The following is a 15,297-nucleotide window of genomic DNA, read 5'->3' on the forward strand; positions in this document are numbered from 1 at the left end:
AGTCGCCAAGCCGTTCCGGTTCTTTCTTTGTTCATGCCTGCAATGCCCAACGCAAGTCCGGTCACTGCAAACATTCCGAGGCCAACGACAGTGCCCGTATCCCATTCACTGTCATCGAACAACGCGAACACACCGACGATGCCCAACACCAAAGCGGCGACAGCCATGTATCGCCAAGCGTGGTCTATCGGCGGTATTGGAGCGGCGACCTAGCATTGGGCTGCGCCGCATTGAGGCATGTAGTCGCCGTTTCGTGTACTTCCATTGCACAACCGCGACAAAACACCATCGCCATCAATGTCCTTATATGAGCGTGAGCGCAGCAGTGTATAGGCCACTGCTTATACGCGCTCAGTCACAGTGCGGTCTTTTACGCCAGTACAGTGCTGCACACCTGCAGCCCGGCGCACACGAGCCTCAACAGCCGTGCACACCCGACAGACGCCTCTGACTGTCAGGCGTTAAACGCCCAGGTAGTCCAAAATCCCCTCAGCCGCATTGCGGCCTTCGAAGATCGCCGTCACCACCAGATCAGACCCGCGAACCATGTCGCCACCGGCGAAGATTTTCGGGTTGCTGGTCTGGTGCTTGAACTTGCCTTGTTCCGGTGCAACAACGCGGCCCTGGCTGTCAGTCTCGATGCTGTGCAGCTCGAACCAGGAAGCCGGGCTTGGACGGAAACCAAAGGCGATGACTACGGCATCTGCCGGGATGATCTCTTCGGAACCGGGAATCGGCTCAGGGCTGCGACGACCACGGGCGTCAGGTTCGCCCAGACGAGTCTCCACCACCTTCACACCTTCAACCTTGTCTTCGCCGACGATAGCAATAGGCTGACGGTTGTAGAGGAACTTCACGCCTTCTTCCTTGGCGTTCTTCACTTCCTTGCGCGAGCCCGGCATGTTTTCTTCGTCACGACGATAGGCGCAGGTCACTGCTTTGGCGCCCTGACGAATCGACGTCCGGTTGCAGTCCATCGCCGTGTCACCACCGCCGAGCACCACGACCTTCTTGCCTTTCATGTCGACGAAATCTTCCGGTGCTTTTTCGAAGCCCAGATTGCGATTGACGTTGGCGATCAGGAAATCCAGTGCGTCGTGCACACCTGGCAGGTCTTCACCGGGGAACCCACCCTTCATGTAGGTATAAGTGCCCATGCCCATGAACACCGCATCGTACTCCTGCAGCAGCTGCTCGACGGTGATGTCCTTGCCGACTTCGGTATTGAGGCGGAACTCGATCCCCATGCCGGTAAAGACTTCACGACGGTGGCTGAGCACGCTTTTCTCGAGCTTGAACTCAGGGATACCGAAGGTCAGCAGGCCGCCGATTTCCGGGTTCTTGTCGAATACCACGGGAGTTACACCACCGCGCACCAGCACGTCGGCACACCCCAGACCCGCAGGGCCTGCACCGATGATTGCTACGCGCTTGCCGGTTGGCACGACGCGTGACATGTCCGGGCGCCAGCCCATGGCGAACGCGGTGTCGGTGATGTACTTCTCCACAGACCCGATGGTGACCGCGCCGAAACCGTCGTTGAGGGTGCAGGCGCCTTCGCACAGACGATCCTGAGGGCACACCCGACCACAGACTTCCGGCAAGGTATTGGTCTGGTGCGACAGCTCGGCGGCGGCGAGGATGTTGCCTTCGGACACCAGCTTGAGCCAGTTGGGAATGAAGTTATGCACAGGGCATTTCCATTCACAGTACGGGTTACCGCAACCCAGGCAACGATGGGCCTGATCGGCCGACTGCTGGGGTTTGAAAGGCTCGTAGATTTCCACGAACTCTTTCTTGCGTTGACGCAACAGTTTCTTCTTCGGATCTTTGCGCCCGACATCGATGAACTGGAAGTCGTTACTGAGACGCTCGGCCATTCTCTAGAACCTCTAACCACAGCCTCAAGTTATACACTTGAGGCTGCAAGAATCATTACGCAGGCGTTACGCGCACTGCTGTTCACTTGCGGCGTGAAGCTCACCGCTCGCAGCTGCTGTCATTGCGGATTCGCACGAGTACTCGATAGCAACGACTTCAAGTTGGCAGCCTTGGGCTTGACCAGCCAGAAGCGGCGCAGGTAGTCGTCCAGGTTTTCCCAGAGATTGCGGCCCCACTCGCTATCGGTTTCTGCGACGTATTCGGCAAGCACGCGCTCCAGATGGCTGCGATAGGCTTCCATCGCTTCACCGCTGATGCGCTGGATTTCCACCAGTTCATGGTTGACCCGGTCAACGAAGGTATTGTCCTGGTCGAGCACGTAAGCGAAACCGCCCGTCATGCCGGAACCGAAGTTGTACCCCGTTTTACCTAGCACGCAGACGAAACCACCGGTCATGTATTCGCAGCAGTGATCACCGGTGCCTTCAACGACGGTATAGGCGCCCGAGTTACGCACAGCAAAACGTTCGCCTGCAGTACCCGCAGCAAACAGCTTGCCACCGGTTGCGCCGTACAGGCAGGTATTGCCGATGATGGCGCTGTCCTGGGTTTTGAACGGGCTGCCTTTGGGCGGCACGATCACCAGCTTGCCTGCGGTCATGCCTTTGCCAACGTAATCGTTGGCATCGCCTTCCAGATACATGTTCAGACCGCCAGCGTTCCACACGCCGAAGCTCTGACCGGCAGTGCCCTTGAAGCGGAAAGTCACCGGCGAACCGTTCATGCCCTGATTGCCATGCAACTTGGCGATTTCACCGGAGATACGCGCACCGATGGAGCGGTCGCAGTTGCAGATAGCCAGCTCATATTCGCCACCGCTCTTGGCCTGAATCGCCGATAGCGCCATGTCGACCATTTTCTCGGCCAGCAAGCCCTTGTCGAACGGCGGGTTGCGATCTACCTGGCTGAACTGAGGCTTGTCCGCCGGAATATGATCGCTGCCCAACAGCGGCGTCAGGTCCAGATGCTGCTGCTTGGCGGTTTCGCCCGGCAGAATGTCCAGCAGGTCGGTACGGCCGATCAGTTGTTCCAGCGAACGAACGCCCAGTTTGGCCAGCCACTCACGAGTCTCTTCAGCCACGTAGGTGAAGAAGTTGATCACCATGTCGACAGTGCCGATGTAGTGATCCTTGCGCAGCTTTTCGTTCTGGGTCGCTACGCCGGTGGCGCAATTGTTCAGGTGACAGATGCGCAGGTATTTGCAGCCCAGCGCGATCATCGGTGCGGTACCGAAACCGAAACTTTCGGCGCCGAGAATCGCGGCCTTGATCACGTCCAGACCGGTTTTCAGTCCACCGTCGGTCTGCACCCGGACTTTGCCCCGCAGGTCGTTGCCGCGCAGGGTCTGGTGGGTTTCGGCCAGGCCGATTTCCCATGGCGCGCCGGCGTATTTGATCGATGACAGCGGCGAGGCACCGGTGCCACCGTCGTAGCCGGAAATGGTGATCAGGTCGGCGTAGGCCTTGGCCACGCCAGCGGCGATGGTGCCCACGCCCGCTTCTGCCACCAGCTTGACCGAGACCAGCGCCGCCGGGTTGACCTGCTTGAGGTCGAAAATCAACTGCGACAAGTCTTCGATCGAGTAGATGTCGTGGTGTGGCGGAGGCGAGATCAGGGTCACGCCAGGCACTGCGTAGCGCAGCTTGGCGATCAGACCGTTGACCTTGCCGCCTGGCAGTTGCCCGCCCTCGCCCGGCTTGGCGCCTTGGGCAACCTTGATCTGCAGCACGTCGGCGTTGACCAGGTATTCAGGGGTCACACCGAAACGGCCGGTGGCGATCTGCTTGATCTTGGAGCTGCGGATGGTGCCGTAGCGTGCCGGATCTTCACCGCCTTCACCCGAGTTGGAGCGCGCGCCCAAGCGGTTCATCGCCTCGGCCAGCGCTTCATGGGCTTCCGGCGACAGTGCGCCCAGCGAGATACCTGCCGAGTCGAAACGCTTGAGAATTGCCTCAAGCGGCTCGATGTCTTCCATCGGCAGCGGCGTCTCGAGTTCCTTGACCTTGAACAGGTCGCGGATCATTGACACCGGACGGTTATCCACCAGCGCGGTGTATTCCTTGAATTTGCTGTAGTCGCCTTGCTGCACGGCAGCTTGCAGCGTTGCCACTACGTCAGGGTTGTAGGCGTGGTATTCGCCGCCGTAAACGAACTTCAACAGGCCGCCTTGCTGAATCGGCTTGCTCGGACTCCAGGCTTCACCGGCCAACGCCTGCTGTTCGGCTTCGATATCAACGAAACGCGCACCCTTGATGCGGCTCGGCACGCCACGGAAGCTCAGGTCGCAGACTTCTTCAGACAGGCCAATGGCTTCGAACAGCTGTGCGCCGCGATACGAGGCAATGGTCGAGATACCCATCTTCGACAGGATCTTGAGCAGGCCTTTGGTGATGCCTTTGCGGTAGTTCTTGAACACTTCATACAGGTCGCCCAACACTTCGCCGGTACGGATCAGGTCGCCCAGCACTTCATACGCCAGGAACGGATAGACCGCCGACGCACCGAAACCGATCAACACGGCAAAGTGGTGCGGATCGCGAGCAGTGGCGGTTTCGACCAGGATGTTGCTGTCGCAGCGCAGACCTTTTTCGGTCAGGCGGTGGTGGACCGCGCCGGTGGCCAGCGAAGCGTGGATCGGCAGCTTGCCCGGTGCGATGTGACGGTCGCTCAGCACGATCTGGGTGCGACCGGAGCGCACGGCTTCTTCGGCTTGATCGGCAACGTTGCGCACCGCGGCTTCAAGGCCGGTGCTTTCGTCGTAGTTCAGGTCGATGACGGCGCGATCAAAGCCCGGACGCTCCAGGTTCATCAGCGAACGCCACTTGGCCGGAGAAATAACCGGGGAGCTGAGGATCACGCGCGAGGCGTGCTCCGGCGATTCCTGGAAGATGTTGCGCTCGGCACCGAGGCAGACTTCAAGCGACATGACGATGGCTTCGCGCAGCGGATCGATCGGCGGGTTGGTGACCTGCGCAAACTGCTGGCGGAAATAGTCGTAAGGGGTGCGCACACGGCGCGACAGCACCGCCATTGGCGTGTCGTCGCCCATCGAACCAACCGCTTCCTGCCCCTGCTCGCCCAACGGACGCAGGACCTGATCGCGTTCTTCGAACGTGACCTGGAACATCTTCATGTACTGCTTGAGCTGATCGGGGTTGTAGAACGCCGAACCGTGATCGTGATCTTCCAGGGTCGCCTGAATACGCAGCGCGTTCTTGCGCAGCCACTGTTTGTACGGGTGGCGCGACTTCAGACGGCTGTCGATAGCGTCGGTGTCGAGGATCTGGCCGGTTTCGGTGTCCACGGCGAAGATCTGCCCCGGCCCGACACGGCCCTTGGCAATGACGTCTTCGGGGGTGTAATTCCACACACCGATTTCCGACGCCAGGGTGATGTAACCGTTTTTGGTAGTGACCCAGCGCGCAGGACGCAGACCGTTGCGGTCGAGCAGGCAGACCGCGTGGCGACCTTCGGTCATCACGACACCTGCCGGACCGTCCCACGGTTCCATGTGCATCGAGTTGAATTCATAGAACGCACGCAGATCCGGGTCCATGGTTTCAACGTTCTGCCAGGCTGGCGGCACCAGCATGCGCACGCCACGGAACAGGTCGATGCCGCCGGTGACCATCAGTTCGAGCATGTTGTCCATGCTCGATGAGTCGGACCCCACGCGGTTGACCAGTGGGCCGAGTTCATCCAGATCCATCAGGTCGTTGGTGAATTTGGTGCGACGTGCCTGCGCCCAGTTGCGGTTACCGGTGATGGTGTTGATCTCACCGTTGTGCGCCAGGAAGCGGAATGGCTGGGCCAGCGGCCATTTGGGCAGGGTGTTGGTCGAGAAGCGTTGGTGGAACACGCAGATTGCGGTCTGCAGGCGCTCGTCGTTGAGGTCTGGATAAAATGCCGTGAGGTCACGCGGCATCATCAGACCTTTATAGATGACGGTCTTGTGCGAAAAACTGCAAATGTAGTGGTCGCTGTCAGTTGCGTTGGCTACCGACGAACGGCGGCGGGCACTGAATAGCTTGATTGCGAAGTCCTGATCGCTCAGGCCCTCCCCACCGATGAATACCTGCTCGATCTTCGGCAGACGCTCAAGCGCCAGACGGCCCAGAACGCTGGTATCGATAGGCACCTGACGCCAGCCGATCAATGTCAGGCCGGCAGCCAGAATTTCGCGGTTCATGTTTTCGCGGGCGGCCTGGGCCTTGGTGTCGTCCTGATTGAGGAACACCATGCCTACGCAATACTGGCGTGGCAACTCTACGCAAAAGTGTTCCTGCGCCACGGCGCGCAGGAACGTGTCGGGTTTTTGCATCAACAGCCCGCAACCGTCACCGGTTTTGCCGTCGGCGTTGATCCCACCACGGTGGGTCATGCAGGTCAGGGCTTCGATAGCCGTCTGCAACAGGTGATGACTGGGCTCGCCTTGCATATGGGCGATCAGGCCGAAACCACAGTTATCCTTGAATTCTTCTGGATGGTACAGACCTGCTTTCATAGACACATTCTCACCAGGCTGCCTCTTGAAGAGGCAAATTTCTTTTCAATTCAACCCGTTACCTTCCACGCTGAACGTATGCCAGCTTTGCGGGAGCAAAAGGGAGGTCATTGTACACACCGACACAAAGCCCCACAAATTTGGCGACGAAATGTCGCAAATTTATGTCGCATAAATGAAAGTCTTTAAAGCATTTCTCGTGCTAGTCAGAGCTATTTTGCGAGTCTGACCAATGAGAATCCAACGCTCATGGCGTGTCTGAGACGCAGACACCGCAAGGCGCGCTGCTCATTGGCGGCACGCTCATGCGTTGAGATTGGGGGGCCAAGCGAGCGACCTGGATAAGGTCGCTGCGTCATTAGCGAGCGGCGGCGAGTTCCTGTTGGATGCTGCCGACGGTACGAGGCCAAGGTTTACCAGCCTGAACCTTCTCTGGCAAGGCCTTGATAGCGGCGAGTGCTGCATTGCGGTCGGCAAAACTGCCGTAAGTCACTACGTACAGCGGCTTGCCCTGCAGGACTTTCTTGAAGTAACGGTACTCGGCGCCCTGCTCTTTCACGTAGCTCTGAGCCGCGGCTTCCGAACTGGTACCGAGGATCTGCACCACATAATGAGTAGGGGTCTGGCCGGCGTACCAGGTACCACCGGCAGATGCCGGAGCTACGGCGGCAGGAGCCGGTTTTTCAGCAGGTTTAGGCGCAGGCTTGGCGGTCACGACCTGAGTGGGCGCAGGCTTGGCTGTAGGTGCCGGAGCAGGTGCCGGTTTGGCAGCCGGGGCTGGCGCAGGACGCGGCGCTGGCACTGGCGTTTGTGTCATTGCCGGCGCTGGACCGGCAGCGGCGCCTGCAGGTGGCGCAGTGGTCGTTACGGTAGGCGGTTGCAACGGCTGGTTGGCAGCCGGACCGCCGTCTTCACCATCACCTTCACCGGAGCCTGCGGCTTCGGCCAAAGGACCGCGCATCACCGGTTGCGAGTTACCGCCCAACGGCAGCGGCACCGGCTGTGAATTACCGGCGAACTCGATGGCCGGGCCACCATTGTTCGATTGCTGGGCAGGCGGCGTGCCTTGGCCCAGCGGCAGTTGTGCCTGGGAGTTGGCAGGAGCCGTCGGCGCGCTGTTGCGCCCTGGAATCAACCATGCAGCGAGCACCGCTGCAACAACAACCCCACCCAAAGCCAACACGTGTTTCTTAGGCATCTTAAACCCCATACTTGGACGCTTGACCGCAGAGCGGCTGGCGATCATGGCTTCAATCATCGAGTCGCGCGCGACCTGGTTGATCGCACCCGGCCATCCATTGGACTGTTCGTGAATATCGGTGATCTGCTCGGCACTGAAGACTTCTACGCCTTGACCGGCGCCGTCCAGGCGTTGAGCCAGATATTCACGGGTTTCTTCTTCGGAATACGGTGCAAGCTCGATAACGTGGAAGCGTTCTTCTTCCGAACCGGTCTCGGCACACAGCTGATCCAGACGGTCGATGATCGAAGCCTCGCCGAACAGGAAGACGTGCGGACGCCCTTCCGGAGTGCCCGCCGCCAATCCCAACAACGCTTCGAGTGCGGATTCGCCCAGTTGTTCGGCGTCGTCTACCAGCACGTAGACTTCCTGGCCGGTCAGCGCCAGTTGCACCACCTGCGAAAGGATTGCGCGCATTTCCGGCTGGGTGACATTCAACGCTTGCGCCACCTGCCGCAGTACGCCGGCGGCATCGCTTGCGCCGCGGGCAGAAACGACCACGCTTTGCACCGACTGCTTGTTGGTGCTGGCAACCAGCGCCTGGCGCAACAAGGTCTTGCCGCTGCCTTGAGGGCCGGTGACGAGCAGCAGCAACTGGCTGTAACGGGCCAGATGGTGCAGTTGCCCCAGCACCGGTTTGCGCTGGGCAGGAAAGAACTTGAAGCCGGGGACCCGCGCGGCAAAAGGGTCATGACTCAATTGATAGTGACCGAGGAAGGCCTCATCGGCGTGCAGACTAGTCATGGGTTCTCATTAACCTCTAAGCTGATCCACCAAGGCGCGGTAATCCGCGGCCAGTGTGGCCTGTAGTACTTCTTTTGGATATTCGTCAGTCACCACCGCCTCGCCCATACGGCTCAGCAGCACCAGGCGCAGACGGCCATCAATCACTTTCTTGTCCACCGACATGTGCTCAAGGAAATGCTCAGGCGTCATGTCTTTAGGCGGCACCACTGGCAAACCGGCTAGCTGGAACACACGGATACCACGATTGCGGTCCTGTTCGCTGATCCAGCCCAGGCGCGCCGACATCTCCAGCGCCATGACCGTACCTGCAGCGACAGCCTCACCATGCAGCCAGACCCCGTACCCCATATGGGTTTCGATGGCGTGGCCGAATGTATGGCCCAGATTCAAGGTAGCCCGTACGCCCGACTCTCGCTCGTCGGCGCCGACCACGGCCGCCTTGGCGGCGCAGGAGCGCTCGATGGCGGAGGTCAGCGTGGCCTGATCCAGACTACGCAGCTTGTCCATGTTCTCTTCGAGCCATGCCAGGAACGGCTCGTCACATATCAGACCGTATTTGATGACCTCGGCGAGCCCGGCAGACAGCTCGCGTTCAGGCAGACTGTTCAGCGAGGTGGTGTCAATCAATACGGCATTGGGCTGATAGAACGCGCCGACCATGTTCTTGCCCAGCGGGTGATTGATCCCGGTCTTGCCGCCCACTGAAGAGTCGACCTGAGACAGCAGCGTGGTGGGTACCTGAATGAAGTCCACGCCGCGCTGATAGCAGGCAGCCGCGAAACCGGCCATGTCACCGATTACACCGCCACCCAGCGCGATGACGGTGGTGCGACGGTCGTGGCGCGCAGTCAGCAGGGCATCGAAGATAAGCTGCAGGGTTTCCCAGTTCTTGAAGGCTTCGCCATCGGGAAGCACGATCGGCAGCACGTTGTAGCCGGCCAGCGTGCTGGTCAGGCGCTCCATATAGAGCGGCGCGACGGTGCTGTTGGAAACGATCGCGACCTGTTTGCCGGCGATGTAGGGCGTGAACAACTTGGGCTGATCCAAAAGACCTTCGCCAATATGGATCGGGTAGCTCCGCTCGCCAAGCTCGACCTTAAGTGTCTGCATGTATCCCCACACTCTTATAACAATTGGATGCCTGTTCGGCACTGATGTACCGATACGGACCACAGCACAGGGCCATTTGGCGACCCTGCTTTATTATGGTCGCCGAGGATAGCGCATTTCCGTCCGCGCTTTAACGGGGAGCAAGCTCGGCCAACAGGGCAAGGATGTCAATAACCACCATTCGTGGTGGCCGCTCATCGGTTTCGATGATGACATCAGCGATTTCCCGATAGAACGGGTCACGGATAGCCAACAGCTCACGCAGCACCCGCGCCGGATCGGCGGTACGCAGCAGAGGCCGGTTACGATCACGTGAGGTGCGCCCGACCTGTTGCTCAACGGAGGCATGCAGATACACCACACGCCCGCCAGCATGCAGGGCACGACGGTTCTCCTCACGCATGACCGCGCCGCCGCCGGTCGCGAGCACGACGCCATCGCAGGCGCACAGCTCGGCGATCATCGCCTGTTCACGATCACGAAAGCCCGCTTCACCTTCCTTGTCGAAGATCCATGGGATATTGGCGCCCGTTCGCAGTTCGATTTCCTTATCGGAATCCTTGAACGGCAGTCGAAGCTCTTTGGCCAGCAGACGACCGATGGTGCTTTTGCCAGCCCCCATCGGCCCCACAAGTATTAAATTTCGCACAGAATCAACGACTCACAGCAATCGCCTGGTTGTTCATGATACGCGGAGTGAGGAACACCAACAGCTCGGATTTTTTCTCCGAGACCACATCCCGCCGGAAAAGGCGGCCAACATACGGCACATCGCCCAAAAATGGCACCTTGTCGACGACTTTACTCTGCGTATTTGAGAACACACCACCGATCACGATGGTTTCGCCATCGGCCACCAACACCTTGGCGTTGACTTCGTTTTTCTTGATTGGAGGTACGCCCAGCACCGTGTTCACGTAGTCAGGCTCATCCTTGGTGACCTTCACTTCCATGATGATGCGGTTGTCCGGGGTGATCTGAGGGGTCACTTCCAGGGACAGCGAAGCCTCTTTGAACGACACGGAGGTTGCACCGCTCGAACTGGCTTCCTGATACGGCACTTCCGTACCTTTGAGGATTTTCGCGGTTTCCTTGTCCGAGGTAACGACCTTGGGTTGCGACACGACTTCACCGTTGCCGGTTTTTTCCATGGCCGTCAGCTCAAGATCGAGAATAGTGTTGTTGGTCAGGAAACCCAGGCCGATCGACGATGTGGGGCTGGTCACACCCATGTCCACGTAGGGACCATTGGTTGCCGCGGCGCCGGTCACCGTACCGCTGCCGCCGGTGGTGTACTTGCCACCGGTTGTGGACCCGCCCCATTGCACACCCAGTGCTTTGTCATAGTCGACGTTGGCTTCTACGATGCGCGCTTCGATCATCACCTGACGCACGGGGATATCCAGTTGCGAGACGATACGCCGCAGCTCATCCAGGCGATCCTGAGTCTGGTAGGCAATGATGTTGTTGGTGCGCTCATCCACGGTGATCGAACCGCGCTCGTCGGTCTTGGACTCTGCGCTGGTGACCGACTGGAACAGTTTGGCAATGTCTGCGGCCTTGGCGTAGTTCACCTGCAACAATTCGCGGCGTAGCGGCGCAAGCTCGGCAATCTGTTTCAGAGACTCCAGCTCCTGACGCTCGCGGGCCGCAATCTCGTCAGCCGGTGCGACCAGCAATACGTTGCCGATCTTGCGCTTGTCCAGACCTTTGGTCTTGAGCACCAGGTCCAGCGCCTGATCCCACGGCACGTTCTGCAGACGCAGCGTTATGCCGCCCTGAACGGTGTCACTGGCGACCAGATTGAGGTTGGTGAAGTCGGCGATCAGTTGCAGCACCGAGCGCACGTCGATGTCCTGGAAGTTCAGCGACAGCTTTTCGCCTGTGTAGACCAGTTTGTCGGCGTTGCGACGCGCCACGTCTTCGTTGGTCAACGGACGCACGCTGATGGTCAGCTTGTTTTCGGTCTGATACGCGGAATAGTCGAAGGCGCCGGACGGCTCGATGGAGATACTCGCCTTGTCGCCGCTCACGCTTGAGTTGACGAACTGCACCGGCGTGGCGAAATCCTTCACATCGAGGCGCACGCGCAACGGCTCAGGCAGTTGGGTCCTGGCGAAGTCGACACGGATCTTGCCGCCCTGCTCTTGAATGTCCGGGGCGATCCCGGCATCGCTCAGTTCGATGACGACGTTACCCTCACCCAGCTCGCCACGCTGAAAGTCGACGTTTTTGACCGCTCTTGGGCCAGGGCCCCACGACCGGGCAGCCGGCTTGACGGGCGCGGAACTGACCGCTGCCGGCGGCACACTGACGCGTGGCGCACTCTGAGCGGAGCTCGGCTGCGAGCCTTGGGCAGCCGTTGCGCCCTGGCCGACAACCACGAACAGGTTATTGCCATCGACACGGGAGCTGTAGGGCGCCAGCGTGGTCAGGTTGATGATGACGCGAGTACGATCCCTGGCTTCCACCACCACGACGCTGTGGGCATTACCCGACCCCAGGTCACGGCTCTTGATCGCCAGCTGGCTGGTGACGCCGGGCAGGTCCAGGGCAATTCGCGCCGGCTGCTCGGTGGTGTAACCGCGCGGGGCCGCCACCGGACCGTCGAAGGACAGTTTCAATTCGACCCGATCCCCCGGCAGGGCGGCGACATCCAGCGTCTTGAGGTTGGCCGCCTGGAGAATCGGTGAAAGCATCGCCATCCATAGCGACACGCCGATAATCGAAAGAATCCTAGTCATGTTCACATTCCACCACTGTGCAGATCCGAAGGTGTTTCGCTTGCTTGCCGTCTTCATGAGCGTTCTTTAAGGGATATGCTGCGCGGCCGCTCCAGCCACGCTCCCTCTCCATCAGGAACGATTTCAATCACCTGCACCTCGGAATCGGTGATAGAGACAATCCGGCCATCGTTGCGACCCAGATAATCGCCCACCTTGACGCGATGAACCCCACCGGCACCACGCAACAACGCGAACATCCCGGTTTCGTTGCTCAGCGTCCCGACCATTACAAAGCCGTCGATATTGAAGCCTTCCAGGAACTGCTTGACCCGCGTCGGATCCGGCTGTACCAGATGCGAGCCTTTCTGGCGCGCCACCAGATCGACCTTGATGGGTGGCTGAAACGGGCTGCGCAAACTCGCCGCTGCGTAGGTAAAGGCTTTGTAGGGTCGAAACTTGGGCATCGGCTCGATATTGCCTACCGGCCGCGTGCGCACCTCGGACATGAACTGCTTCAAATCGTCGAACTCAGTGGAACTGTCGCAACCTGCCAACCCCATCAGCGCGGCGCCGATGCACAAACAATGCACGGCCCTCATTTCGCCTGTCCTTTGTTGTCAGCGCCCTGAAGGCCCTTGTCGTTGTAGCGATACGTCTTGGCAAGAATGCTCATCCGCAGCTTTCCAGGGGACTTGGGATCCACCGGTTTGATTGCGAAATCATGCAGGGTGACGATGCGCGGCAGGCTGGCGACACCGCTGACGAAGGTCGCCAGGTCGTGATACGCGCCCGTGACGGTGATCTGGATCGGCAGCTCGATATAGAACTGCTGAGCGGCCTCAGGCAGGAGCTTGATCTCCTCGAACTCAAGCCCGCTGCCAAGGCCGGTGCGAGTAATGTCTTCAAGCAAGCCAGGCACTTCGGTGTCGCTGGGCAACTGCCGCAGCAATGCGCCGAACGTATTCTCCATTTCCACCATCTGGGCCTTATAGGCTGGCAGGTTAGCGGCCTGAAACGCCTTGCTGGAGAACTGCTCCCGCAGCGCGGTTTCTTCGTTGCGGGACTGGTCCAGTTGAGCCTGCATGTCCTGGATGTAGAAAAAGTATCCTGCCGCCAGCACCAGCACCAGCAGCAACGCGCCGGCGATGGTTTTGACCGCGGCGGGCCATGAGCCCAGGTTGTGAAGGTCCAGATCGTTGATGTCGATCTTGCGCAGGCTATCCAGCCATTCCTTCAGATTCATGGCTTGCCCCCTTGGACGTCAGGGTCCGCCGCAGGCTGAGTCTGACGTACCGTCAGCTGGAAGGCGTTGGATTGATCAGATGAACCAGCAGCGCCATTGGCTTTCACCTCGGTCAGATTTGGCGCATCCAGCCAGTCCGAGGCCTCAAGATTACGCAGCAGATCGGATACCCTATTGTTGGAGTCCGCGACGCCGGAAATGCTGATCAGCTTGTCGGTCATCTTCACTTCGTTGAAATACACCCCGTCCGGCAGCGTGCGCGCCAATTGATCGAAAATGCGCCCGATGATCGGCCGGTTGCCTTGCAGGTCCTGGATAATCTTCATCCGTTCCAGCAGCTGTTTGCGCCGGGACTTCAGTTCGCTGATCTCTTTGATTCGCGCATCGAGCTGGACGATTTCGGTTTTGATGTATTGGTTGCGGGCGTTCTGGTGGCTGATGGCACCGCTCAAATATTGATCAACCAACAGAGTGGCACCGACCCCTGCGATCAAGACGCCAACCAAAGAAAGCAGGAAGCGCTTTTTGCGCTCTTCGCGCTGCTGTTCGCGCCAGGGCAGTAAGTTGATCCGGGCCATCAGTCGAAGCTCCTCATCGCCAGACCGCACGCGATCATCAATGCAGGGGCATCACTGGCCAGCGCGCCGGCGTTGACCTTTGAACTGAGCGCCATGTCGGCGAACGGGTTGGCAACCATGGTCGGGGTGCCCAGGCGCTCCTGGATCAAGCGATCCAGCCCGGCAATGGACGCCGTCCCGCCCGCCAGCATCACATAGTCGACGCGGTTGTACTGGCCTGCGGCGAAGAAGAACTGCAAGGATCGGGAAACCTGTTGCACCACGGCGTCCTTGAACGGCTGCAACACCTCCATGGTGTAGTCGTCCGGCAAGCCGCCCTGCTTCTTCGCAAGACCCGCCTCGCCTTGGGACAGGCCGTAACGGCGCTGAATTTCCTCGGTCAATTGACGCCCGCCGAACAGTTGCTCGCGGGTATAGATGATGCGGCCGTTGTGCAGCACGCTGAGGGTGGTCATGGTGGCGCCAATGTCGATGACCGCCACCGTAAGCTGGTCATGATCCTGACCAAGCTGAGCGGACAGCAGCCCGAAAGCACGCTCAAGCGCATAGGCCTCGACGTCGACCACACGCGCCGTGAGATTGGCGAGTGCCAGCGCGGCTTCGCGGACTTCAACGTTTTCCTTGCGACAGGCGGCGAGCAGCACCTCCACGCGCTCGGGATTGCGCGCCGAATAGCCCTGCACTTCGAAATCGATGGCCACTTCTTCCAGCGGATAAGGAATGTACTGGTCGGCTTCGATCTTGAGCTGGTTTTCCATCTCATCATCGGAAAGGCCAGCGTCCATCTCGATGGTTTTGGTAATGACTGCGGAGCCTGCTACCGCAACCGCCGCGATTTTGACGTTGGTCTTGGCCTTTACCAGCACGCGCGTCAAAGCACTGCCGACCCCTTCCAGCTCGGCAATGTTTTTCTCCACCACAGCGTTGGCAGGCAATGGTTCGACCGCATAAGACTCGACCTTGTATCGGGTGCCAGAACGACTCAGTTCAAGAAGCTTTACCGAGGTGGAGCTAATATCGATCCCTAGAAGGGTTTTGGCCTTCTTACCGAAGAGTTCGAACACAACCGATTCCCTATGCGTTTCCGTCACTTACGGACATTTTTCTGTCAAATACCACTGCCGGCAGCCTTGACAGTAGCGCAAATAACGCTTGGCGACGAAAAATGCTTATAATGCCCAGCGTTTTTTTCGTGTAGCAAAGCTTCA

10 protein-coding genes are annotated in these 15,297 nt (G+C 59.4%); all 10 read right to left on the reverse strand.

Going from position 1 to position 15,297, the window contains the following annotated elements:
• Positions 1 to 461: 461 nt before the first annotated feature.
• The 10 genes from EC915_RS13515 to EC915_RS13565 all read right to left on the reverse strand — a co-directional run bounded on the left by EC915_RS13515 (position 462) and on the right by EC915_RS13565 (position 15,153).
• Positions 462 to 1,880, reverse strand: a complete 1,419-nt coding sequence (locus EC915_RS13515) for an FAD-dependent oxidoreductase (protein WP_133751036.1) — start codon at positions 1,878 to 1,880, stop codon at positions 462 to 464.
• A gap of 119 nt (positions 1,881 to 1,999) precedes the next feature.
• Positions 2,000 to 6,445 carry a glutamate synthase large subunit gene (gene gltB, locus EC915_RS13520; protein ID WP_133751037.1) on the reverse strand — a complete coding sequence of 1,482 codons (4,446 nt, stop codon included), beginning with the start codon at positions 6,443 to 6,445 and terminating at the stop codon, positions 2,000 to 2,002.
• Between the two features lie 358 nt (positions 6,446 to 6,803).
• A complete protein-coding gene (locus EC915_RS13530) occupies positions 6,804 to 8,429 on the reverse strand; it encodes an AAA family ATPase (protein ID WP_133751038.1) in 1,626 nt (541 codons plus the stop codon).
• Positions 8,430 to 8,438: 9 nt separating this feature from the next.
• Positions 8,439 to 9,542 carry a 3-dehydroquinate synthase gene (gene aroB, locus EC915_RS13535; RefSeq protein ID WP_133751039.1) on the reverse strand — a complete coding sequence of 368 codons (1,104 nt, stop codon included), beginning with the start codon at positions 9,540 to 9,542 and terminating at the stop codon, positions 8,439 to 8,441.
• Positions 9,543 to 9,672: 130 nt separating this feature from the next.
• Entirely contained in the window at positions 9,673 to 10,191 is a 519-nt protein-coding gene (gene aroK, locus EC915_RS13540) for a shikimate kinase AroK (RefSeq protein ID WP_133751040.1), read from the reverse strand.
• Between the two features lie 4 nt (positions 10,192 to 10,195).
• Positions 10,196 to 12,286 (reverse strand): type IV pilus secretin PilQ, encoded by a 2,091-nt coding sequence (pilQ, locus tag EC915_RS13545; protein ID WP_133751041.1) that lies wholly within the window; start codon positions 12,284 to 12,286, stop codon positions 10,196 to 10,198.
• A gap of 53 nt (positions 12,287 to 12,339) precedes the next feature.
• The gene (locus EC915_RS13550; RefSeq protein ID WP_133751042.1) at positions 12,340 to 12,867 is read right to left on the reverse strand and encodes a pilus assembly protein PilP; all 528 of its coding nucleotides are present in this window, start codon (positions 12,865 to 12,867) and stop codon (positions 12,340 to 12,342) included.
• Entirely contained in the window at positions 12,864 to 13,511 is a 648-nt protein-coding gene (gene pilO / locus EC915_RS13555) for a type 4a pilus biogenesis protein PilO (protein WP_133751043.1), read from the reverse strand. The genes EC915_RS13550 and pilO overlap by 4 nt, the downstream gene beginning before the upstream one ends.
• Positions 13,508 to 14,089: a PilN domain-containing protein gene (locus EC915_RS13560; protein ID WP_133751044.1), complete on the reverse strand. Its 582-nt coding sequence runs from the start codon at positions 14,087 to 14,089 to the stop codon at positions 13,508 to 13,510. The genes pilO and EC915_RS13560 overlap by 4 nt, the downstream gene beginning before the upstream one ends.
• The gene (locus EC915_RS13565) at positions 14,089 to 15,153 is read right to left on the reverse strand and encodes a pilus assembly protein PilM (protein WP_133751045.1); all 1,065 of its coding nucleotides are present in this window, start codon (positions 15,151 to 15,153) and stop codon (positions 14,089 to 14,091) included. The genes EC915_RS13560 and EC915_RS13565 overlap by 1 nt, the downstream gene beginning before the upstream one ends.
• Between the last annotated feature and the right edge of the window lie 144 nt (positions 15,154 to 15,297).

Source organism: Pseudomonas sp. LP_7_YM (assembly GCF_004364435.1).
GTDB lineage: Bacteria > Pseudomonadota > Gammaproteobacteria > Pseudomonadales > Pseudomonadaceae > Aquipseudomonas.